This window comes from Vreelandella aquamarina (assembly GCF_020075495.1).
In the GTDB taxonomy this organism is placed as follows: domain Bacteria; phylum Pseudomonadota; class Gammaproteobacteria; order Pseudomonadales; family Halomonadaceae; genus Vreelandella; species Vreelandella aquamarina_A.
The window spans coordinates 170,763-191,716 of the sequence record NZ_JABYQT010000005.1 but is presented as its reverse complement, the minus strand read 5'-3'; the positions used below and the strand labels follow the sequence as shown (position 1 = coordinate 191,716).

At 57.0% G+C, this 20,954-nt stretch carries 21 protein-coding genes and 4 tRNA genes; 15 read left to right on the top strand and 10 right to left on the bottom strand.

Annotation, left to right across the window (positions count from 1 at the left end; all coding sequences use genetic code 11):
- Positions 1-95: 95 nt before the first annotated feature.
- Complete coding sequence (locus HW452_RS10390) at positions 96-1,502, top strand: alanine/glycine:cation symporter family protein (RefSeq protein ID WP_224106034.1); 1,407 nt, start codon at positions 96-98, stop codon at positions 1,500-1,502.
- Positions 1,503-1,592: 90 nt separating this feature from the next.
- The gene (gene gcvT, locus HW452_RS10385) at positions 1,593-2,705 is read left to right on the top strand and encodes a glycine cleavage system aminomethyltransferase GcvT (RefSeq protein ID WP_224106033.1); all 1,113 of its coding nucleotides are present in this window, start codon (positions 1,593-1,595) and stop codon (positions 2,703-2,705) included.
- Positions 2,706-2,779: 74 nt separating this feature from the next.
- Here gcvT and HW452_RS10380 read toward each other — a convergent pair whose 3' ends face one another.
- Together HW452_RS10380 and HW452_RS10375 are read right to left on the bottom strand one after the other, a co-directional pair.
- On the bottom strand, positions 2,780-3,571 hold the full coding sequence (locus tag HW452_RS10380; protein ID WP_224106097.1) for a LysM peptidoglycan-binding domain-containing protein: 792 nt from the start codon (positions 3,569-3,571) through the stop codon (positions 2,780-2,782).
- A 119-nt stretch (positions 3,572-3,690) separates the two neighbouring features.
- Positions 3,691-4,572 carry an acyltransferase gene (locus tag HW452_RS10375; protein ID WP_224106032.1) on the bottom strand — a complete coding sequence of 294 codons (882 nt, stop codon included), beginning with the start codon at positions 4,570-4,572 and terminating at the stop codon, positions 3,691-3,693.
- A gap of 295 nt (positions 4,573-4,867) precedes the next feature.
- Between HW452_RS10375 and HW452_RS10370 the strand changes: the two genes are divergently transcribed.
- Both HW452_RS10370 and HW452_RS10365 read left to right on the top strand, forming a co-directional pair.
- Positions 4,868-5,569 carry a CoA transferase subunit A gene (locus HW452_RS10370; RefSeq protein WP_224106031.1) on the top strand — a complete coding sequence of 234 codons (702 nt, stop codon included), beginning with the start codon at positions 4,868-4,870 and terminating at the stop codon, positions 5,567-5,569.
- A gap of 59 nt (positions 5,570-5,628) precedes the next feature.
- On the top strand, positions 5,629-6,291 hold the full coding sequence (locus tag HW452_RS10365) for a CoA transferase subunit B (protein ID WP_224106030.1): 663 nt from the start codon (positions 5,629-5,631) through the stop codon (positions 6,289-6,291).
- Between the two features lie 35 nt (positions 6,292-6,326).
- Here the strand turns inward: HW452_RS10365 and HW452_RS10360 are convergent, their stop codons facing one another.
- Together HW452_RS10360 and HW452_RS10355 are read right to left on the bottom strand one after the other, a co-directional pair.
- Positions 6,327-7,094, bottom strand: coding sequence for a DUF1338 domain-containing protein (locus HW452_RS10360; protein ID WP_224106029.1), 768 nt, complete (start codon positions 7,092-7,094; stop codon positions 6,327-6,329).
- Positions 7,095-7,215: 121 nt separating this feature from the next.
- Positions 7,216-7,479: a GrxA family glutaredoxin gene (locus tag HW452_RS10355; RefSeq protein WP_224106028.1), complete on the bottom strand. Its 264-nt coding sequence runs from the start codon at positions 7,477-7,479 to the stop codon at positions 7,216-7,218.
- Between the two features lie 224 nt (positions 7,480-7,703).
- On the opposite strand from HW452_RS10355, the gene HW452_RS10350 reads away from it, so the two are divergent.
- A complete protein-coding gene (locus HW452_RS10350; RefSeq protein WP_224106027.1) occupies positions 7,704-8,477 on the top strand; it encodes a 3-hydroxybutyrate dehydrogenase in 774 nt (257 codons plus the stop codon).
- Between the two features lie 34 nt (positions 8,478-8,511).
- Here the strand turns inward: HW452_RS10350 and HW452_RS10345 are convergent, their stop codons facing one another.
- Genes HW452_RS10345 through HW452_RS10335 form a run of 3 tightly spaced genes read right to left on the bottom strand, consistent with a single transcriptional unit; the run spans position 8,512 to position 10,787 of the window.
- The gene (locus tag HW452_RS10345) at positions 8,512-9,051 is read right to left on the bottom strand and encodes a response regulator transcription factor (RefSeq protein WP_224106026.1); all 540 of its coding nucleotides are present in this window, start codon (positions 9,049-9,051) and stop codon (positions 8,512-8,514) included.
- A 40-nt stretch (positions 9,052-9,091) separates the two neighbouring features.
- Positions 9,092-10,363 carry an ATP-binding protein gene (locus HW452_RS10340; RefSeq protein WP_224106025.1) on the bottom strand — a complete coding sequence of 424 codons (1,272 nt, stop codon included), beginning with the start codon at positions 10,361-10,363 and terminating at the stop codon, positions 9,092-9,094.
- Positions 10,364-10,370: 7 nt separating this feature from the next.
- On the bottom strand, positions 10,371-10,787 hold the full coding sequence (locus HW452_RS10335) for a hypothetical protein (protein WP_224106024.1): 417 nt from the start codon (positions 10,785-10,787) through the stop codon (positions 10,371-10,373).
- Between the two features lie 145 nt (positions 10,788-10,932).
- Here HW452_RS10335 and pyrC point away from each other — a divergent pair, with 145 nt between their 5' ends.
- The 3 genes from pyrC (at position 10,933) to HW452_RS10320 (ending at position 13,646) form a co-directional block, all read left to right on the top strand.
- A complete protein-coding gene (pyrC, locus tag HW452_RS10330; RefSeq protein ID WP_224106023.1) occupies positions 10,933-11,970 on the top strand; it encodes a dihydroorotase in 1,038 nt (345 codons plus the stop codon).
- 145 nt (positions 11,971-12,115) lie between these two features.
- Entirely contained in the window at positions 12,116-13,249 is a 1,134-nt protein-coding gene (locus HW452_RS10325) for an NADH:flavin oxidoreductase (RefSeq protein WP_224106022.1), read from the top strand.
- Between the two features lie 79 nt (positions 13,250-13,328).
- Entirely contained in the window at positions 13,329-13,646 is a 318-nt protein-coding gene (locus HW452_RS10320) for an ArsR/SmtB family transcription factor (protein ID WP_224106021.1), read from the top strand.
- A 103-nt stretch (positions 13,647-13,749) separates the two neighbouring features.
- Here the strand turns inward: HW452_RS10320 and mtnN are convergent, their stop codons facing one another.
- A complete protein-coding gene (gene mtnN / locus HW452_RS10315; RefSeq protein ID WP_224106020.1) occupies positions 13,750-14,457 on the bottom strand; it encodes a 5'-methylthioadenosine/S-adenosylhomocysteine nucleosidase in 708 nt (235 codons plus the stop codon).
- A 27-nt stretch (positions 14,458-14,484) separates the two neighbouring features.
- Positions 14,485-15,360, bottom strand: coding sequence for a bifunctional methylenetetrahydrofolate dehydrogenase/methenyltetrahydrofolate cyclohydrolase FolD (folD, locus tag HW452_RS10310; protein WP_224106019.1), 876 nt, complete (start codon positions 15,358-15,360; stop codon positions 14,485-14,487).
- Between the two features lie 206 nt (positions 15,361-15,566).
- Here folD and HW452_RS10305 point away from each other — a divergent pair.
- From HW452_RS10305 to HW452_RS10275, 7 genes are all read left to right on the top strand, one after another.
- A tRNA-Pro gene (locus HW452_RS10305) sits at positions 15,567-15,643 on the top strand.
- A 91-nt stretch (positions 15,644-15,734) separates the two neighbouring features.
- Positions 15,735-15,811, top strand: a tRNA-Arg gene (locus HW452_RS10300).
- Between the two features lie 61 nt (positions 15,812-15,872).
- Positions 15,873-15,947 (top strand) — tRNA-His (locus tag HW452_RS10295).
- Between the two features lie 36 nt (positions 15,948-15,983).
- A tRNA-His gene (locus HW452_RS10290) sits at positions 15,984-16,058 on the top strand.
- A 402-nt stretch (positions 16,059-16,460) separates the two neighbouring features.
- A complete protein-coding gene (locus HW452_RS10285) occupies positions 16,461-17,702 on the top strand; it encodes an NAD(P)/FAD-dependent oxidoreductase (RefSeq protein ID WP_224106018.1) in 1,242 nt (413 codons plus the stop codon).
- A 74-nt stretch (positions 17,703-17,776) separates the two neighbouring features.
- Entirely contained in the window at positions 17,777-17,986 is a 210-nt protein-coding gene (locus HW452_RS10280; RefSeq protein ID WP_224106017.1) for a putative motility protein, read from the top strand.
- 189 nt (positions 17,987-18,175) lie between these two features.
- The gene (locus HW452_RS10275) at positions 18,176-19,765 is read left to right on the top strand and encodes a peptide chain release factor 3 (protein ID WP_224106016.1); all 1,590 of its coding nucleotides are present in this window, start codon (positions 18,176-18,178) and stop codon (positions 19,763-19,765) included.
- A 66-nt stretch (positions 19,766-19,831) separates the two neighbouring features.
- On the opposite strand, the gene HW452_RS10270 is transcribed toward HW452_RS10275, so the two are convergent.
- Positions 19,832-20,806, bottom strand: coding sequence for a YgfZ/GcvT domain-containing protein (locus tag HW452_RS10270; RefSeq protein WP_224106015.1), 975 nt, complete (start codon positions 20,804-20,806; stop codon positions 19,832-19,834).
- Positions 20,807-20,954 lie beyond the last annotated feature (148 nt).

Below are 20,954 nucleotides of genomic sequence, written 5' to 3'. Positions count from 1 at the left end.
TGCCCAGCGCAGGGGATACAAGATAAGGATGAATGTCGGCAGATTAACCGTCAAACACCTATAAAAAGCGAACTAACAGGGTTAAGGAGAAGCGTGTGGAAACTTTGAATAGCCTCGTCGGGGCAGTCAATGGGGTGGTGTGGGGCCCATTGATGCTGCTTCTGCTGCTAGGCGTGGGGATCTATCTGCAAATTGGCCTGAAACTGATGCCGATCAGAAAGCTCGGCATGGGTTTCAAGCTAATGTGGCACGGGCGCGATGCCAAGCCAAACCAGAAGCAAGCGGCGGATAAGGCGGGAGAAGAGGGTGAAATCTCGCCTTTCAACGCGCTGATGACCGCCCTTTCCGCCACGATCGGAACCGGCAATATTGCTGGCGTGGCAACCGCAATTGCGTTAGGCGGCCCAGGAGCCGTGTTCTGGATGTGGATTACCGCGCTGGTGGGTATGGCCACCAAGTTTTCAGAAGCGGTACTTGCCGTACGCTACCGGGAGACCGACAACACGGGCTACCATGTCGGTGGCCCGATGTTCTACATCAAGAATGGTCTGGGCAAAAAATGGCTCTGGCTGGCTGGACTGTTCTCGTTCTTTGGTGCAGTAGCGGCGTTTGGTATCGGCAATACGGTGCAGTCCAATTCAGTGGCGGATGCCATGGATGCGACCTTTGGTGTGCCGCATTGGCTGACCGGCGTGGTGATCATGGTACTGGCGGGGGCGGTTATCCTGGGGGGTATCAAGCGTATTGCCAAGGTGGCCGGCAAGCTGGTGCCCATCATGGGAATTGCCTACGTGATTACAGGCCTGGTAGTGCTGATCATCAACGCCGGGCAGATTGGCGACGCGTTCGGCTTGATTTTCTATTATGCCTTCAATCCTATCGCCGCTGCGGGCGGTTTTGCAGGCGCGGCGGTAATGGCGGCCATTCGCTTTGGTGTGGCGCGGGGTATCTTCTCCAACGAAGCGGGCCTGGGGAGTGCACCGATTGCTCACGCCGCCGCCAAGACCAAGAACCCGGTGCGCCAAGGACTCATCGCCATGTTGGGTACCTTCATCGATACCATCATCGTGTGCACCATCACGGCACTGGTCATTCTGACCTCGACGGTATGGCAGACCGGTGAGGAGGGGGCGTCATTGACTGCACTCTCCTTTGATCAGGCGCTGCCCGGGCTAGGTAACCCGATCGTCGCCATTGCGCTATCCATCTTTGCATTTACTACCATTCTTGGCTGGTCGTTTTATGGCGAGAAGTGCTTCCAGTTCCTGTTTGGTACGCGCTCCATCATGCTGTATCGCGTGCTGTTCGTCATCGCCATTCCACTTGGGGCAATCGCCCAGCTTGGCTTTATCTGGCTGATGGCGGATACCTTCAACGCCATGATGGCCATACCCAACCTGATTGCGCTGGCCCTGCTGTCACCGGTGGTATTCAAGCTGACCAAGGACTACTTTGCCGGCAAGGAGGTTCTGCCCGGCGAAGCGCTGGACCACGACAAGTAGCGCGCGACGAAAGCTGGGTAGCGTGACATTCATGTACTGACTGAATCGGGAAGCCAGGCTTCCCGATTCTTGTTTCATCAAGGAGCTATCATGAACGACTTGAAGCATACGCCGCTGCATGCGTTGCATCTTAAACTGGGTGCCAAGATGGTGCCCTTTGCGGGGTATGAGATGCCCGTGCAGTACCCGCTGGGTGTCAAGAAAGAGCACGAGCATACACGCCAGCAGTGTGGTCTGTTTGATGTATCGCACATGGGGCAAATCCTGATCTCGGGGCCCGATACGGCTAAAGCGCTGGAAACCCTGATTCCCGCCGACCTGGTAGGTCTGGAGAAGGGGCAGCAACGCTATGGGCTGTTCACCAGCACCGAGGGCGGCATCATTGATGACTTGATGCTGGTCAACGCAGGCGAGCATTTCTACCTGGTCGTCAACGCCGCCTGCAAGGACCAGGACCTGGCGCATCTGCGCGCTAACCTGGGGTCTACGCATGAAATCGAACCGCTGGACCGTGGTTTGCTGGCGCTACAGGGGCCGCAGGCGCACGTAGTGATGCAGCGTCTATGTCCTGAGGCCTGCGAGCTCGTGTTCATGCAGCACCAGCGCTTCAACATCGCTGGATGCGATGTCTGGGTGAGCCGCAGTGGCTACACGGGAGAAGATGGCTTCGAGATCTCCGTTGCTGCCGACGACTGCGAAGCCTTTGCCCAACGCCTGCTGGCCGAGCCGGAAGTGGAAGTAATCGGGCTGGGCGCGCGTGATTCACTGCGCCTTGAAGCGGGGCTTTGCCTGTATGGGCATGATATGGATGCCTCGACTACGCCTGTCGAAGCTGGACTGATCTGGGCGATCGGCAAACCGCGCCGTCATGGGGGAGAGCGATCGGCCGGTTTTCCGGGCGCGGATCTGATCCTGCATCAGGTGGATACCAAGGATCACATGCGTAAACGCGTGGGGCTTTTAGCGGAAGGCCGTGCGCCTATTCGTGAAGGCGCCGTACTGGTGGATGACGCCGGTAATCAGGTGGGCGAAGTCACTTCGGGCACCTTCGGGCCGAGTATAGGCAAACCGGTGGCGATGGGGTATGTGAGCCGGGAGTGGGACGCGCCGGGAAGCCAGGTATTTGCTGAAGTGCGAGGCAAGCGCTTGCCCATGACGGTAACCGCCATGCCCTTCATCAAGCCCGGCTACTACCGCGGCTGAGACCACTGCCGAGCGTCACGAAAGCACTGGCAAAAGCCCCTGAAAAGGGGCTTTTGCACATTCCTGTCCCCTGGCTAGCGCAGCACCTGGCGCGGATCGATAGGCTTGCCACCCTGGCGTAGATCAAACAGCAGGTCGTAGCGCTGGCTGGCGCTGCTCTGGCCCACATCGCACAGGGCATCACCGGTTTTGACCTGCTGGCCCACCGAGACCAGCGTACGCTCGCAAAGGGCATATACGGACTGAAGATTATCGGCATGATGCACGATGACCACTTCGCCCAACTGACGCATGCCGTTGGCAAAACGCACCTCGCCAGGCGCTACCGCCTGCGCCTTGGCACCTGCCTGGGTAGCCAGGAGCATGGGTTGCAGCGTGCCTCTATCATCGGCACCAAAACGCCGCACAATACGATAATCCTCCAGCGGCCAGGGCCAACGCCGCGCCGAGGCCGGCAGGGCTGACGGTGCAGGCGCAGGCGCCGCCGGTCGGCTGCTGGCGCTACTGCTCGAGGAAGATACGCCGCTACTGGAGGATGCGCGGCGCGGCGCGCTACCTGAAAGCGGCACGCTGACGATCTGTCCGATTTTAAGCGCCGTAGGCGACGTGCCAGGGTTGGCGCTCTGGATTCGTCCGCTGGTGGTACCAAAGTGCCGGGCAATGCTCGAGTAGGTATCCCTGGCGCGTATCTGGTAGCGGTAGGGGCCGCCCGAAGGCGCGCGCTCCTGCTGGGTGGGGATCAGCAGGCGCTGACCGACGGCTAGTCGTGTGGCATTCACACCTGGATTGAAACGCTCCAGACGTTCGAGAGGAACATTGGCCCGGTTCGCCAGTTTGCCAAGCGTATCGCCTCGCTGAATTTCCACCCAGTTGCCGTTGAGCTGACTTGTACTGGCAGCAGGTATGGTATCGACACGCTGGGTGGACGAAGGCCCCGCGCACCCCGCCAGCAGGCTGGCTACCAGGCACGCGCCGAGCCAATTGACTAATCGTGGTCGGTCTGGCTGTCCAACAGGGTATCTTTTTCCTGCCAGAGTGAATTGATCCATGCGTGGAAGCGTTCCTTGTGCTGCTTTTCATCGGAGTGGTTGGATTCGTACATCCACTGAGGAATGGCCAGCTGCCTCGCATGAAGCATGACGGGTGCTTCCTGGCCGCATAGAAATCCCCAAAAGGTCGGCGACGGATTAGCATAGCTGATCGTCACATCTAGAATACCATTCAATTGATCGCCAAGCAGGCTAAGCACTTGAGAAACTCCACCGGCCTTAGGACGCAGAAGATGACGGTAAGGGCTTTTTTGCGCATCGCGCTTGGCAGGAGTGAATCGGGTGCCTTCAACGAAGTTGAAAATGGCGATGGGTGCATGGCGTGCCTGACGACACATCAATTCGGTCGATTGGCGATCAATGGTGGCAAGTTTGGGGTTGGCTGCAATCTGCTCGCGGCTGAAGCGGCGCATGAAGGGAAACTCGAGCGCCCAGAAGGCAAGGCCCACAATCGGAATCCAGATCAGCTGGCGCTTGAGAAAGAAACGCGGCATGGGAACACGGCGGTGTACCGCCATCAGCAAGATGAATATATCTGTCCAACTGCGATGGTTGGAGATGACCAGCCACCATTGATCGGGACTCAAGGAGTCCGGAACAGAAAACGTTATCCGGGGCTTCAACCAGCGCTTCATCCACCATAGGTTGACACCGATCCAGTTCAGTGCCACGGCGCAAAGCGCTTTCAGAATCCATGCTCTGTAACGCTGTACCGGAATGATTACCTTCAAGATGGTCAAGGCGATCAGCGGAACGCCCCAGAACAATGTGTTGAGCGTAAGCAGCAAGACGCTGACCGTACCCGTGAAAAAAGCCATGCCTCTTCCTTAAAAGATCAACAATAATAAATGCTAATGGATCGAACCCGGATTGCCTAGCGAAAGCCGTCTTGACGTCGCTGGTATAGAGACGGTTAGGCTAATGCCTTGTTCGTTTGCACTGCTGAATCATGGGGCATGCGCCAGCGTGCGAAACGCCAGCAAGCTGCCCTCGAATCTTCATAAACTAATACACTGGAACAACAAGAAGACTAACCTGATGGACAGGCGAAGAACCATTCAGGGCTATAGAGAAGTTCTCGATCACTGAACGATAACAAGGCGAGGTACGACCATGGCAGGATTCGACAAGCGTGTTGCTTCCTATGAAGAAGCGATGGAAGGTATTGAAGATGGAATGACCGTGCTGGCCGGCGGGTTCGGACTATGCGGAATTCCTGAAAATCTCATAGCGGAAATCAAGCGGCGCGGGGTCAAGAACCTGACGGTTGCCTCCAATAATTGTGGAGTGGATGGCTTTGGCCTGGGCGTGCTGCTGGAAGACCGCCAGATCAGCAAGATATTTGCCTCCTATGTGGGTGAAAATGCTCTTTTCGAACAGCAGATGCTCAATGACGAGATCGAAGTCGTATTGACCCCCCAGGGGACCCTGGCCGAACGCATGCGTGCCGGTGGTGCCGGCATTCCGGCGTTCTATACGGCCACCGGCTATGGCACGCCGATTGGTGAAGGCAAGGAGGTACGCGAATTCAACGGCCGCCACTACATCATGGAGGAGGCGCTCGTAGGGGACTTCGCCATCGTGAAAGGCTGGAAGGCAGACCGATATGGCAACGTGGTATATCGCCATACCGCCCAGAACTTCAATCCGCTGGCTGCCACGGCTGGCAGGGTCACCGTTGTCGAAGTCGAGGAGATCGTCGAGCCGGGTGAGCTCGAGCCCAGCCAGATTCATACGCCGGGTATCTATGTGGACCGTATCATTCAAGGCACCTTTGAAAAGCGTATCGAAAAGCGCACGGTTCATGGCAACTAGTACCTGGCGTGATGAACAGTTTGCTCACCTTTCTCAATGTTGATAACGAGGTAGTCTCCATGGCTTTGACACGTGAACAGATGGCACAGCGCGTAGCACGCGAACTTGAAGATGGATTCTATGTGAATCTCGGGATCGGAATTCCTACTCTGGTAGCCAACTATATCCCCGAGGGAATGGACGTCATGCTTCAATCCGAAAACGGACTGCTCGGCATGGGCCGTTTTCCTACCGAAAACGAACTCGATGCCGACATGATCAACGCGGGCAAGCAGACCGTTACCGCTCGTCCGGGGGCCGCAATCTTTTCATCCGCCGAGTCCTTTGCAATGATTCGTGGTGGCCATGTGGATCTGACGGTGCTGGGCGCTTTCGAAGTCGATCAGGAGGGTAATATCGCTTCCTGGATGGTGCCGGGCAAGCTGATCAAGGGGATGGGCGGCGCCATGGACCTGGTTGCGGGCGCAGAAAATATCATCTGTACCATGACACACGCTTCCAAGCATGGGGAGTCGAAGCTGCTCGAGAAATGTACGCTACCCTTGACCGGTGCTGGCTGTATCAGCCGGGTATTGACGGATCTTGCCTATCTGGAAATCAAGGACGGGGCCTTTGTGCTCAAGGAGCGCGCCCCGGGCGTCAGCGTCGAGGAAATCATCGAAAAGACCGCAGGCAGGCTTGTCGTGCCAGATCACGTACCTGAAATGACGTTTGTCCAGTGACGTAACATGACGCGGCCCTCCGGGGCCGTTTTGTTTCAGGCTACTTCACACCGCGCATGGGAGGGGAGCAGTATCTGAGCGATGCGCTCCTCGCCAGCCTCTAGCTGTTTTTGAGTAAGCGCCAGCCCGCCAAGGCAAAGGCGGTGTTCATCCCCGTCGCTGAAGACCACACGTTGTGGCATGGCAGGGTAAAAGCAGTGCTCGACGAGTGGGGAAAGAGAGAAGACGCCATTGTGAGCCTCCTTGAGGCCCGGCATGCCGATCTTTGCCAGTTGGCCGTCCAGTGTACCCAGACAGTTGCCCAGCACGGTGCAGTCGAACCCGGCATGGTGCAGTCGTGGTCCCATCACGGCTATCCAGGCTGCCAGCGGGTGCGCCTGTTGAAGCTGCAGATAAAGCGTCCAGGTCGGCATCGGCCATGGCCGGCCACGACATAGCAGATTGTGCCCTTTGCAGTCCTGGGGATGCGATTGCATGACCAGGTGGGCAAGTGCATCGCGGGGCATTTTGCACAGCGTGCCAAGCTGCAATTCGGCAAGTATCAGGCAGCTTCCGCCATCATTGGGGGCCAGCAGGTAGATCAGCAGCCCCTTATCGGCCATGGCGTAGTGGGCGATCGATTGATAGCCCATGTGTGAAAGCTGCCCCATCAGGTTATGAGCAGAAAAGGGCCCGTAATTGAGCGTTACCAGGGTCAGGTACTCGGCGCTTGATGACAACGGCCAAAGTCTCAAGGCGCCTATATCCGGATGGGCATGAACGTAATCCAGCCACAATTGCTGTACGAATTCATCACGGTGCATGGTGTGAGCCTCGCCGCCTGAACAAGCGCGTCAGATGAAATTGTTATTGGCTGGAGTATAGGCAAGCAGCGGGCGGACAGGTTCAACGGCTACCAACGCGCGATTTAACGCTCAGCTTCGTTTAACGGCCAAGTAGCTGTTTGTCACGTACAAACTGATCAAATTCAGTAAAACCGCCAATGTGGGCTTGATCGACGAATACTTGAGGCACGGTATGAATGGGTTTGCCAGCCGTTTTGGCGATGTCTTCCTTGGTGACGCCTTCGGACGGCATGTCGACATAACGATAACCCTCGATTTTACCTGCCGACTCCAGATGCTCGGCAAGCTGCTTGGCGCGGACACAATACGGGCAGGACATCCTGCCAAAGATAACCACAAACATGTAAAGGCTCCTGGCCTGGGTAGGAAAGGCGCGCCATCTGACGGCGCCCATGTCAGTCACGCCTGACATTGTGACGCAGCCACCTGAATTTCGCCAATAGGCTCAGCGCATCGCGTCTATCGGGCGCTTTCGCGCCAGCCAGGAATTACGCAGCATGACCCCCATGCTCCTATACTGGGACTGATTCTCGCCAAGCAATTTTGCTGACTTCAAAGGAGAGCTGAATGACGTCACCTACAGGTTCTACCCCCCGAGTGGCACTGGTTACGGGTGCCAGCAGTGGCATAGGGGCGGCAGTGGTCGCGCATTTCTGCAAACAGGGTTACCAGGTCCTGGCGGTCGATTTCAATGCAGCTGGCAAGGAGGTGGCAGAGGCAGCCGGTGCTGCCTTCTTTCAGGCAGACCTGACCGACCCACAGGCGTGTCATGACGCCGTTGACGATGCGGTAGCACGATTCGGTGGGGTGGATGTGCTGGTCAACAATGCCGGTATTCAGCACGTGGCCACCATCGAAACCTTTCCCGAGCAGAAGTGGCGCAACATCATTGATCTCATGCTGACGGCGCCTTTTCTGCTGAGCCAGGCTGTCTGGCCCCATATGCGCAAGGGCGGTTGGGGGCGCATCATCAATATCGCCTCTATTCACGCCAACGTGGCATCACCGGGCAAGGCTGCTTATGTCAGTGCCAAGCATGGCTTGATCGGGCTGACCAAGACAGCGGCGCTGGAAGGTGGTGATCAGGGAATTACCGCGAATGCCATTTGCCCGGCCTATGTGAAAACGCCGCTGGTGGATAACCAGATTGCCGATCAGGCCAAGCTTAACGGAATGGACGAACAGGAGGTGATCGAAAAGATCATGCTCAAGAACGCCGCCGTCAAACGCCTGATCGAACCTGTTGAAGTAGCCCAGATGGTCGCTTATCTGGCCTCCGATGCCGCAGGCGCGGTGACCGGGGCAAGTTGGAACATAGACCTGGGCTGGACCGCTCACTGATACGCTGCCGCCGAATATGCCCCTGAATGGAAAGTCAGCGCTTTACGGGGCGTTTTTGCAGCTTGCGCTGCAGCGTACGCCGATGCATACCAAGCGCGCGCGCCGTTGCCGAGATGTTGCCATCGTGCTCCTGGAGCACTTTCTGGATATGTTCCCAGGTAATACGGTTGATGGAGGGCGGGTTATCGGCAAGCTCGATATTGGGATCGCCCTCCTGGTGTTCGAATGCGCCGATGATATCGTCAGCATCTGCGGGTTTGCACAGGTAGTTGGCAGCGCCCAGCTTCATGGCCTCGACGGCGGTCGCGATACTCGAGTAACCGGTCAGTACCACAATGCGGCAATGAGGCACGGCGGCCAGCATGTCAGGCAGCAGTTTCAGGCCTGAACTGTTTTCCAGCTTGAGGTCCAGCGTGGCCATGGTGGGCTGGAACTGGGCCGCCACGGCGAGTGCCTGATCGGCATCGTGAGCCGTCATCACTTCAAAGCCACGGCGGGTGAACGCGCGACTCAATACATGACAGAACATCTCGTCATCATCGATGATGAGCAGGCGTTGGTCGGTCGTTAACATGATGTCCTCAACGTTATGGCGTAAAACGCGCAGGCGCGTTTCAGTGGGGAGGCGAGCTACGCGGCAGGGTCACTTCGGTCAGGGTGCCGCCTTCCGGGTGATTATACAGGCTAACGCCACCCCCAAAACGGTTGATCGTGGCATGGGTCAAGAAAAGCCCGATGCCCATCCCCTTGCTCTTGGTAGATATGAACGTATCGCCCAGCTGGTCTGCGATTGACATGGCAATCCCCGGGCCATGATCGCGGATATCAATTACCACGCTCTCTTCTTGCCAATCCAGACGAATCGCGATGTGCTCGGGATTGGCGTCGGCGGCGTTATTGAGCAGGTTCATCAGCGCCTGATCCAGCGTGGTATCTACTGCAAGCCACGGCTTCCCACGTTTTTCAGCGATATCCAGCTGGTGGCTGACGTCCGGGCGCAGCACCAGCCAGCGCTGGACGACCCCAGCCAGCCATTCGTGTGCCTCGAGTATTTCCGGCTCCGCCATACGCCGTCGGTCCGAGCTGGTCACCAGGTGCTGAAGGCGTGATTTGCAGATATCCACCTGCTGGCGCAGCAGCTTGATGTCCTGCTGCAGCGTGCCATCATCGCCTGCCTCGGCCTGCATTTCTTTCAAGAGCACTGCCATGGTCGACAGCGGCGTGCCCAGTTCGTGGGCTGTGCCGGCGGCTTGGGTGGCTACGGCCAGCACCTGCTCGTTGCGCAGCGCAGCCTCGCGGGTTCTGGACAGCGCCTTGTCCCGGCTACGCAGTGCATGAGCCATTTTGTAGATGAAGAACGTGACCAGCCCGGCAGAAAGACCAAAATTCAGCCACATGCCCAGGACATGCAGGTTGAGCATGACATCGCTGTTGATATGGGCAAGTTGGGGGATGGGATGGTAGTAGAACATCAGAAAGCTATAGCCTGCCATGGCGCACCCGGCGCATGCCCAGGCGTGCCGCCAGGGCAGAGTGGCGGCGGCAATGGTGACCGGCACCAGGTAATAAGTGATGAACGGGTTGGTCGAGCCCCCCGAAAAATAGAACAGCAGGGTCAAGCCGGTAATATCCGCCAGTAGATGCAGCAGGTACTCGATATGCTCGACCGCCCGTGGACGACCCAGGCGCCACCAGGTCATGATATTCAGCACGCCCATGGCAATCACGACGCTGACGACCGCCGTGACAGGCAAGTTGAAGGCTAGAAGTTCCACGCCCACCACGATTGCCAGCAGAAAGCCTGTCCACGTGATTCCTCGAACAATCGTCAGGCGTACCAGGTTGCGGTTGGGCGTGGAGAGCGGAAGCGGCAGGGCAGGCTGCATGGGCCACCTATTTGTGAGAAGTCTTGATGCTGTGGATGACGAACTTGATAAACAGGGTCATGACATAGGTCATCCAGCCGGCCGAGGCCAGCAGGTTGAACAGCAGCATCTTGGGCGGAAGCCAGGCACTGCCCAGGGTCGCTTCCACCATGATGTGAAAGAACATGGCCAATAGCAGGGGCAGTGCCAGTATATGGATCCACATGTCGGTGCGCCGCTTGCGAATATGATAGCGGCGCAGCAGGTAGCGCATGGGGCGATGCGCCCAGCTGAACAGCACCAGCGCTGCTGTGATAAACAGCGCCGCAAGCGTAGGCTCTGTGCTGCCGTGATGTACTGAGATGGAGATCGACCAGGCAAGCCCGAGCCATACCAAGCCCTCTATGCTGGCAATGATATCCGCATAGCGTCGCACGTTTTGCATAAACAGTTGGACCTTGAACCTTTAAGAGTGCCGTCATAATACGATACTTGGCCCATGCTGTGGCACCCGGGCATGGATTTCTCCCACAGCCGTATCGCGTATACTGTGGCGGTATTTTCCCTCTTTCATCAGTCTAGGACTTGCCGTGGACGTTATTACCCTGACCCGCCCCGATGATTGGCATCTTCATTTACGCGATGGCGAAGCGCTGGAAGCCGTTGTCGGTCATACTGCCGCCCAGATGGGGCGCGCCATCATCATGCCCAATCTAACGCCCCCGGTAACGACCACCGCTCAGGCGCTCGAGTACCGCGAACGTATTCTGGCGGCGCTTCCTGAAGGCAGCACCTTTGAGCCACTGATGACGCTTTATCTCACTGACACCACGCCGCCCGATGAGATCGAACGAGCGGCACGCAGCGGTGTCATCAAGGCCGTCAAGCTGTATCCCGCCGGCGCGACCACCAACTCGGATTCCGGCGTAACCGATCTTGCCCATTGCGATGACACTATTGCCATGCTCGCCAAGGTGGGTATGCCGCTGCTGGTGCATGGCGAGGTGACTACCGCCGATATCGATATTTTCGATCGTGAGGCGGTGTTTATCGAGCGCGTGATGAAGCCGCTGCTGGCGCGCCATCCTATGCTAAAAGTAGTATTCGAGCACATCACGACCCAGCAGGCAGCGGAGTTCGTAGCCCAGGCGCCGGATAACATTGCTGCCACGATTACCGCTCATCACCTGCTGTTCAACCGCAACAAGATGCTGGTAGGGGGTATTCGCCCGCACTACTACTGTCTGCCTATTCTCAAGCGCGAGCAGCATCGCCAGGCGCTATTGAAAGCGGCCACTAGCGGCAGCGCCAAGTTCTTTTTGGGAACCGACAGCGCTCCGCATGCCCAAGGCGACAAGGAGTCAAGCTGCGGCTGCGCCGGCGCCTACACGGCGCCTGCTGCCATTGAGCTTTATGCCCGCGCGTTTGATGAAGTGGGCGCGCTGGACCGGCTCGAGGCTTTTGCAAGCCTTAACGGGCCGCGTTTCTACGGCCTGGAGCCTAACCCTGACAGCATCACACTGGAACGCAAGCCGTGGCAGTTGCCTGACAGCTACCCCTACGCGAATGGCAAAAGCATCATTCCGCTACTTGCTGGTGAATCCCTGGAGTGGTCAATCAAGGCCTGATGGGCACACCTCACAACGGAGCCTGAAGGCTCCGTTTTACTAGCTGCCTTTTCAAGCTTGACCAGCGTCTTTCGGTGACACGGTTTAACTGTGAGCAAATTTGTGTTTATATATTGAGATATATCTATATATTAATGGAGATTGTATGACCGTTTCTGCAAAAGCACTTGCCGCTCCCCTGTTTGAAACATTCGCCATGGGACCTGTCACGCTACCCAACCGTATTGTCATGGCGCCCATGACGCGCAATCAGTCACCCGGCGGCGTTCCCGGTGAAGAGGTGGCAGCCTATTACAAAAGTCGCGCTGAAGGAGGTGTTGGGCTAATCATTACCGAAGGCACCTACATTGATCACCCGGGCGCCAACGGCTACCCGAACGTGCCGGCCTTCTGCGGTGACGAAGCGCTGGCCGGTTGGCAGCGTGTCGTGGAGGGCGTACACGCGGCCGGCGGCAAGATTGTCCCCCAGCTGTGGCACGTAGGACGCGAGCGTCGCCCAGGCACCGAGCCGCAAGCGAGCGTGCCTGGCTTTGGGCCCATGTCGATCGTGGAAGATGGTCTCGAAGTGGTTGAAGCGATGACCGAAGAGGACATCCAGGACGTGGTCGCTTCTTTTGCTCGCGCGGCACGTGATGCACAGCGCATCGGTTTTGACGGTATTGAGCTGCATGGCGCTCATGGTTACCTGATCGACCAGTTCCTGTGGGAGGAGAGCAACCAGCGTACGGATGCCTACGGCGGTAGCCTTGAAAATCGCCTGCGTTTTCCGCGCATGATCGTGCGTGCAGTGCGGGAAGCGGTGGGTCCGGAGTTCCCCATTATTTTCCGTTTCTCTCAATGGAAGCTATCTGACTACACCGCCATCATTGCTGAAACGCCCGACGATTTGGGGCAAATTCTCAAACCGCTGGCCGAGGACGGGGTGGATATCTTTCATGCCAGCACACGCCGCGTGTGGGAACCTGGTTTTGAAGGCAGCGATAAAACGCTAGCCACCTGGACGCGCGAATTGACCGGAAAACCGGTCATCGCCGTTGGGAGCGTAGGCCTGGACCGTACTTTCCGTACCGGCCACTTCACACGCACCGAAGATCCGACCTCAAAAAGCCGTGTCAACGTTGAAGAGTTGGCCATGTGGCGCTCGCGGGGTGATTTTGATCTGATCGCCATTGGTCGCGCGCTGCTTTCCGACCCACAATGGGCCAATAAGGTAAACGAGGGGCGCCTGGACGAACTGTCGGATTTTGACACCAAGGCGCTTGATACGCTGGTACGGTAATGCATGGCTGCCAGGCTGTCTCGGCAGCCTGGCCTGAAACCGCGTATAATGGTTCGGCTTTCAACCATTGGCCGTGATCATGGATATCAATACCGTTTTAAGCGCCCTGGCGAACCCGGTGCGCCTCGACATTCTGACCTGGCTGAAAGAGCCCGAGCGCCATTTTCCGGCTCAAAAAGAGCTGGCGCCGCCGGGTGGAATCTGCGTCAGCCATATTCGCGAAAAGGCCGGACTCTCCCAGCCCACTATTTCTCTTTACCTGTCCACGCTTTCCCGTGCAGGCCTGGTTTCTTCCCAGCGTGTAGGGCAGTGGACCTATTACCGCTATGAGCGTGAAAGGGCCGAGATATTTCTGGATAGTCTGACTGAGCGGCTTAAAGTTAAGACCGCGCCCTGAGCCTTTATCCATCTGCCCCTCCTAACGAGCCTTCTTCGGGCCAGACGCTATAACGACAAACGGAGCCTGATGGCTCCGTTTGTGTGTTTAACGAGAGAGCTGGCTAACGCTGCCCGAGGGCATGAAGCATCTCGTCCACCATACGCGATGAGTGCGCCGCGGCTACGTCCAGAAACTCCTCGAAAGAGAGGTGGTTATCCTCATTGCCTGGAATGTCCGACAAGGCGCGAATGACCACAAACGGGCATCCGTAAAGATGACAGGTCTGTGCGATGGCGGCCGCTTCCATTTCAACGGCCAGCATGGCCGGAAACTGGGCACGGGTGGCGGCCACGCGCTCGGGGTCGGAGATGAACGAGTCGCCGGTGGCGATCAATCCTTCACGTACGCTGACCTCGCCCAAGGTATCGATCGCCTGGCGGGCAAGCTCTTTCAATGATGCATCCGCTACGTAGGCTGCCGGCATGCCCGGCACCTGGCCAATTTCATAGCCAAATACCATGGCGTCCACATCATGATGGCGCACCTCGTCTGAAATGATCACATCGCCAATCTTGAGGTCAGTTGCAAACCCGCCAGCGGAGCCTGTGTTGATGATCGCCTCAGGCTGGTGACGCTCCAGCAGGATGGCGGTACCCACGGCGGCATTTACCTTGCCGATGCCCGACTGCAGAATGATGACCTCGACACCATGGCGTGTGCCGGAGTAGAACAAAAACCCTGCGTGCTCGTAACGCTCGGCGTTTTCCAGCTGGCTCACCAGAATGCTGACTTCCTGGGCCATGGCACCGATGATTCCAATGCGCTTCATAGCAATGGCTCCTTGATACATGAAAGGTTAACGAGAGCCTGCCTGGGCGTTTGCGTCATGCAGCTCAGCGGCTTCTAGCGTGTTTTCCAGTAACGTAGCGACCGTCATCGGGCCGACGCCGCCCGGTACCGGCGTAATATGGCTGGCGCGTTGAGCCGCTGCCTTGAAGTCGACATCGCCAATCAGCGAGCCATCCGCCTGACGATTGATGCCGACATCGATCACGATGGCGCCTTCCTTGATCCATTCACCCTTGACGACGCCCGGTTTGCCTACCGCTACCACTACCAGGTCGGCACGACTGACGTGCGCTTCCAGATCACGGGTAAAGCGGTGGCATACAGTGGTGGTGCAGCCTGCCAGCATCAGCTCGAGCGACATGGGGCGACCCACGATATTGGACGCGCCCACGATAGTGGCATTCAGGCCACGCACGTTGAGACCGCTCTGCTCTAGCATGGTCATGACACCCTTCGGCGTGCAGGGGCGCAGGGCAGGTAGTCGCTGAGCAAGGCGGCCCAGGTTGTAGGGGTGAAAGCCATCCACATCCTTGCCTGGATCGATGCGCTCCAGGATAGGGCCCGCATCCAGATGTCCAGGCAAAGGAAGCTGGACAAGAATACCGTCTACACTTTCATCCTCGTTGAGCTGGTCGACCAGGGCTTCAAGCGCTTGCTGAGTGGTATCGGCAGGCAGAGCGTGCTGAAAAGAACGAATGCCGGCCTGCTCACAGGCGCGATGCTTGTTATTGACGTATACATGAGACGCCGGGTCTTGTCCGACCACAACAACGGCTAGTCCTGGTGCGCGGGCGCCAGCTTGCTGGCGTGCCACTATCTTTTCGGCAACGCGTTGACGGACATGAGCAGCGATGGCTTTTCCATCGATAAGTTGGGCGGTCATTTACAAAGATCCCTGTGGAAGTTGAAATGCTGGCGCGCAGGCCCGCAGGCAGGCGCGTTTGCTAAGGCGGGCAATTTTCGCATGCCAGGGCGGTCAGGCAAAGCTTCAGCATGACCAATCGCTTTAAGTGTTGACTTTCAATTTAAAAATAGTAATATATGCCTCGCTTGAGACGGGCAGCGCGGTAAGCGTCAAGAGTGATAAATCGGGATGTAGCGCAGTCTGGTAGCGCGCCTGCTTTGGGAGCAGGATGTCGGGGGTTCGAATCCCTCCATCCCGACCACACTTAGCGTGAAAGATAGCAAGTTGCTTTTCCGAGCGTGGTTGTGGTCAAGTGCTCATCGGTATTCAGCATCATTTCGAATGCCTTACGTGCGCCCATAGCTCAACCGGATAGAGCAACGGCCTTCTAAGCCGTAGGTTGCGGGTTCGAGTCCTGCTGGGCGTGCCATTAGCGAGCATAGAATGGTCATATCCGGGCAGGATCATCAAGTCAGTCAGCACTATCAATGGTGGATGTAGCTCAGTGGTAGAGCCCCGGATTGTGGCTCCGGTGGTCGTGGGTTCGATCCCCATCATCCACCCCAGTTGATAGGCGCAGCAGTACCCGGTTTTAGGTTGTGGTGGATGTAGCTCAGTGGTAGAGCCCCGGATTGTGGCTCCGGTGGTCGTGGGTTCGATCCCCATCATCCACCCCATTAACCTTTTTCTGATTCTTCCTTTTCCTCTTGTTGTTTTCCTCACCACCTTGCACGGTGGATTTTGCGTTTATTCTTCATCTTTTCATCTGTCTTTTTGCTGCTTTGCTGCGTTGAAGTCTACGCTGTTGCGGCGCTTTTATACTCTTATCGTTTTCATGCTTGGCGTCCATGTCTTCATGGTATGCAGGTCGGGCTATACCTGCGATTTTAATGCCGTTAACGATCTGAGCAGAAAAGTCATCTTTTAAATATTTTATTGTAGAAGATATTGCTGATCTGAAAGTGTAAAAAGGTTTTTTGCACTATGTTAATAGTCCCTGTTTGGTGATATTTTTCAATGACTTGTTAAGTAAATTTTCGTTGTAGATGAGTGCGAGCGTAGACGTTCAGGGGCATGCAATGACGCGACAGACGGTGGTGTTGGGAGCAGGAATGGTGGGGGTCAGTATTGCCTGGCATCTACAGCAGCGCGGACGTCAGGTCACGCTGGTCGATAGGCGTCAGCCAGGTCGGGAAACCTCGTTCGGCAATGCAGGCATCATCCAGCGCGAAGCCGTACGCCCCTATGCATTTCCGCGTGATATGAAAACCATCTTGAGCGTGCTGCCCAACCGGCGCGTGGATATTCGCTATCGGGCGGCAGGGATGATGAATGCGGCATCGCCGCTGCTGAGTTACTGGCACAATTCATCGTCGCGCCTGTATCAAAAGATCATTCCCGAGTGGGCATCACTGATTCAACTATGCTTGAAAACTCACGAGCCCATGATCAAGGCCGCAGGTGCCGAACATCTGGTGCGCAAAGCGGGTTGGCTTGAAATCTACCGTACGCAGGCGCGTCTGGAAAAGCGCATAAAAGAGGCTGAAGAGGCGCGTGAGTTGTATGGCGTGCAGTTTTCCGTTCTGGATCGTGCAGGCATCGAAGCCAAGGAACCTGGCCTGAGTTCGGATATTATCGGGGGGATTCATTGGCTCGACCCCTGGACAGTTGCAGACCCAGGGGCGTTGGTGGCGGCGTATGCCAAGGCATTTACCCAGGATGGCGGAGAGCTCCACCAAGGGGATATTCAAAAGGTCCAGCAGTTAGGCGAGCGCTGGCGCGTGGTCACCGATACGAAAATTCTCGAGGCGGATGATGTCGTTGTAGCGCTTGGACCATGGTCAGGCGATTGGATGAAAGGGCTGGGTTATCATTTCCCGACGTTCGTCAAGCGCGGCTATCATATGCACTATGCAACGCAGGCGCCGGCCAAGCTGCACTACTGGCTGATGGATGCCGAAGTGGGCTATCTGCTGGCCCCGATGAATGCTGGCGTGCGCCTGACCACGGGTGCAGAGCTTGACCGCATGGAGTCACCAGCAGATGAGCAGCAGCTACAGGCGGCCGAAAAGGTGGCCCGCAAGCTTTTTCCGCTTGGCGACCGGCAAGACGCTTCTGCCTGGAAGGGCGCTCGTCCCTGTCTGCCCGACATGAAACCGGTCATTGGCGCTGCACCTCGCCATCCCGGGCTCTGGCTTGCCTTTGGTCACGGCCATCAGGGGTTTACTCTGGGCCCGGCTACTGGGCAGTTGCTGGCCGACATGATGGAAGGCAAGCCTACCGAGGTTGATATGACACCTTTCCGAGCGGACCGTTTTTAAAAGGGTGCCAGGCTTTTGTGCGCTGGTGGCATCTTTGCTATCTTGGTTAGATCGTTCACTCAAAGGATAGGGCCATGGACGTTTCCATCAGCAATACGGTCAGTACGGCGCTTTACCTGAATCAGGCGCAAACCGCTGAACAGGTTCAGATGCAGCTTTTCCGGGATGCGCTGGATATGCAGGCGCAACAGGTCACCGAAGTGTTGGCCTCGGCGAACCTGGGGGCTGAGCCGCGTCTGGCTCAGGAAGGTAGCCTGGGTACGCATATCAATACTTACGCGTAATGCCTCACTGCGCCAAGGCGCTGAGCTTTTCTTGAAACGCCGAGATGTTCGGCGTTTTTTTACGTTCATAGTTTAGCCACCAAACCGTTGAAAGTATGCTGCAAAGGCCTAGTTGCGGTACCATGGCGACCATTGATGCCTTTATTCCAGGCAATACCTATTGAACCGGCACCACCTCTAGAGAACTCCATGTCTGATGCTCAACTAGCGCGCGAAGCCGATCTGCGCCGTACTTTCGCTATCATCTCTCACCCCGACGCGGGTAAAACCACCATCACTGAAAAGATGCTGCTGTTTGGAAATGCCATTCAGCTGGCCGGCTCGGTCAAGAGCAAGCGTAATGACCGCCACGCGACCTCGGACTGGATGAAGATGGAGCAGGAGCGGGGTATCTCGGTCACGACCTCGGTAATGCAGTTTCCCTACGGTGGGCGAATCGTCAACCTGCTGGATACGCCTGGGCACGAAGACTTTTCCGAAGATACCTATCGTACGCTGACGGCCGTCGATTCTGCACTCATGGTAATTGATGGTGCCAAGGGTGTTGAGGACAGGACCATCAAGCTGATGGAAGTATGTCGCTTGAGGACAACGCCGATCCTGACGTTCGTCAACAAGATGGACCGCGACATTCGTGATCCTATCGAAGTCATGGATGAAGTCGAAACGGTGCTGAACATACAGTGCTCACCCATGACCTGGCCCATTGGCATGGGGCGTCACTTCAAGGGGGTCTATCACCTCTACAATGATGTCATTCACCTGTATACCCAAGGCCAGGGCAGCCGGATACCGGAAGACAAGCGTATCGAAGGATTGGACAACCCCGAAGTCGATGCCGTGCTTGGCGAAGAGCAGGCCGAAGAGCTGCGCATGGAGGTCGAGCTGGTGCGTGGCGCCTCACACGAGTTCGATCTCGAGGCGTATCGCCGTGGTGAAATGACGCCGGTCTATTTTGGTACCGCCATGGGTAACTTCGGCGTACGTGAAATGCTCGATGGCTTTGTCGAATATGCGCCGGCCCCTCAGCCGCGCGAAACCGATGCGCGTGAAGTCACCGCCCACGACGAGCGGTTCAGCGGCTTCGTGTTCAAGATCCAGGCCAATATGGATCCAAACCATCGTGACCGAATTGCCTTCCTGCGTGTTTGTTCGGGCAAGTACGAAAAGAACATGAAGATGCGTCACGTCCGGATCGGCAAGGACGTCAAGATTGCCGACGCGTTGACCTTCATGGCATCCGACCGCTCTCATGTCGAGGAAGCTTGGCCTGGCGATATCATCGGGCTACACAATCACGGCACGATTCAGATCGGTGATACCTTCACCGTAGGTGAAGACATGCGCTTTACCGGCATTCCTCACTTTGCCCCGGAACTGTTCAAGCGAGTGCGCCTGAAGGATCCGCTGAAGATGAAAGCGTTGCAGAAAGGCTTGCAGCAGCTCTCGGAAGAGGGCGCGACTCAGGTCTTCATGCCCATGGATAACAATGACCTGATTCTCGGGGCCGTGGGCACGCTGCAGTTCGACGTGGTGGCACACCGCCTGAAAGAGGAGTACAAGGTCGACTGTATCTACGAAGGCGTGAATGTGCAGACCGCGCGCTGGGTGTACTGCGAAGATGCCAAGATGCTTGAGGAGTTCAAGCGCAAGGCCAGCACCAACCTGGCTATCGATGGTGGTGGCTACCTTACCTATATTGCTCCGACCCGTGTCAATCTGCAGATGACTCAGGAGCGTTGGCCGGATATCCGTTTCCAGCCAACCCGCGAGCACTAGCACCGCCGGTGGGCGGGAAGCCTGTTTGAGCTTGAAACTGCATGGTCATCCTGCAGTCAGAGCGGCTTATGTCGCTACTTTCAGGCTTGCCGCCTGCTGTTCCGGGTCAACGCGCTCGATCGAGTAGGGTAGCGACAAGAGCGTCACCTCGCTGCCCTGCCAATAGAGTGGAGTGCCTTCATCCACTGCCTTGGTATTCATGACGGCGAGCAGTTCAACGCTCTCGCTGTCGCGCTGCGCGCTCGCGACCACTTCTCCCATGGCCTTGTCCTGTTCGGTCATCAGGCTGGCGCCAATCGCGGGTAGCTGGCTTGTGGCAAGTTCGGCGCGCACCAGGCGTTTTTTGACCTGGCCACGAAAGTGCGCCCGAGCGACGACTTCCTGGCCCGTATAGCAGCCTTTCTTGAAGCTGATGCCCCCTAATGCTTCCCAGTTGAGCATCTGGGGCAGGAAGTGATCCTGCTGAACATCGGTGAGCCAGGCAAGCCCGCTGCGAATATCCTCGAGCGCCCAGGCTGCCTGCTGAGTGTCATCGGCCTCTTGAGTGATGGGCAAAGCGAAGGAAGCGGGTACGCAGAACAGCCAGCGCGGCATAGGCCCTGGCAGACGTACGACGCTCGCCTGAGCGTTACCATGCTGCTTGAAAGGCTGCTCGGGCAGCGTAAGCTCGAGCGATGTGGCCAGCGTTCCGGCACCATCACTTGCGCCGATGAGATTCATGCTCGCATCGTGAATCAGTTCCGCCTTGTAGAAGGCGGCGAATTTCTTGAGATGGGTCGCAAGCCCGTTCACAAGGGATGCACTCAGGATAAGCCTGAAATGGTCATCATCCACGCGCAGCAGTTGCCCATTGGCCAGCATGCGCCCCTTGGGTGTACAGAAACAGGTGAGCGGCGCGAACTCGCCATTGGCCAGGCTTACCTGGGCACTGGTTTGCCCCTGCAGGAATTTTTCTGCATCTGCCCCTTTTACATCCAGCGCTGCCAGATGGCCAAGGCGCAGGATGCCGGTAATCGTGGTAGAGGGGATAACCGTTGGCATATAAACTCCTGGTCGGGACAATGAAAGTGTGTGCCAAGAAAGGCCGCTTCTCAACGTGTGGGCGCAAGGCGCGAATTGCAAGGTGCTCTTGGCGTGCTAGACTCTTTTCTCTGTATCAGTTTTGCATAAGGTCAACGGAGTAGATTTC

Bases quoted from the DNA above. Each gene is read 5' to 3' on its own strand.
- gcvT (WP_224106033.1), top strand. From the start codon at position 1,593: ATGAACGACTTGAAGCATACGCCGCTGCATGCGTTGCATCTTAAACTG.
- HW452_RS10375 (WP_224106032.1), bottom strand. From the start codon at position 4,572: ATGGCTTTTTTCACGGGTACGGTCAGCGTCTTGCTGCTTACGCTCAAC.
- HW452_RS10370 (WP_224106031.1), top strand. From the start codon at position 4,868: ATGGCAGGATTCGACAAGCGTGTTGCTTCCTATGAAGAAGCGATGGAA.
- HW452_RS10365 (WP_224106030.1), top strand. From the start codon at position 5,629: ATGGCTTTGACACGTGAACAGATGGCACAGCGCGTAGCACGCGAACTT.
- HW452_RS10360 (WP_224106029.1), bottom strand. From the start codon at position 7,094: ATGCACCGTGATGAATTCGTACAGCAATTGTGGCTGGATTACGTTCAT.
- HW452_RS10355 (WP_224106028.1), bottom strand. From the start codon at position 7,479: ATGTTTGTGGTTATCTTTGGCAGGATGTCCTGCCCGTATTGTGTCCGC.
- HW452_RS10350 (WP_224106027.1), top strand. From the start codon at position 7,704: ATGACGTCACCTACAGGTTCTACCCCCCGAGTGGCACTGGTTACGGGT.
- HW452_RS10345 (WP_224106026.1), bottom strand. From the start codon at position 9,051: ATGTTAACGACCGACCAACGCCTGCTCATCATCGATGATGACGAGATG.
- HW452_RS10340 (WP_224106025.1), bottom strand. From the start codon at position 10,363: ATGCAGCCTGCCCTGCCGCTTCCGCTCTCCACGCCCAACCGCAACCTG.
- HW452_RS10335 (WP_224106024.1), bottom strand. From the start codon at position 10,787: ATGCAAAACGTGCGACGCTATGCGGATATCATTGCCAGCATAGAGGGC.
- HW452_RS10325 (WP_224106022.1), top strand. From the start codon at position 12,116: ATGACCGTTTCTGCAAAAGCACTTGCCGCTCCCCTGTTTGAAACATTC.
- HW452_RS10320 (WP_224106021.1), top strand. From the start codon at position 13,329: ATGGATATCAATACCGTTTTAAGCGCCCTGGCGAACCCGGTGCGCCTC.
- mtnN (WP_224106020.1), bottom strand. From the start codon at position 14,457: ATGAAGCGCATTGGAATCATCGGTGCCATGGCCCAGGAAGTCAGCATT.
- folD (WP_224106019.1), bottom strand. From the start codon at position 15,360: ATGACCGCCCAACTTATCGATGGAAAAGCCATCGCTGCTCATGTCCGT.
- HW452_RS10285 (WP_224106018.1), top strand. From the start codon at position 16,461: ATGACGCGACAGACGGTGGTGTTGGGAGCAGGAATGGTGGGGGTCAGT.
- HW452_RS10280 (WP_224106017.1), top strand. From the start codon at position 17,777: ATGGACGTTTCCATCAGCAATACGGTCAGTACGGCGCTTTACCTGAAT.
- HW452_RS10275 (WP_224106016.1), top strand. From the start codon at position 18,176: ATGTCTGATGCTCAACTAGCGCGCGAAGCCGATCTGCGCCGTACTTTC.
- HW452_RS10270 (WP_224106015.1), bottom strand. From the start codon at position 20,806: ATGCCAACGGTTATCCCCTCTACCACGATTACCGGCATCCTGCGCCTT.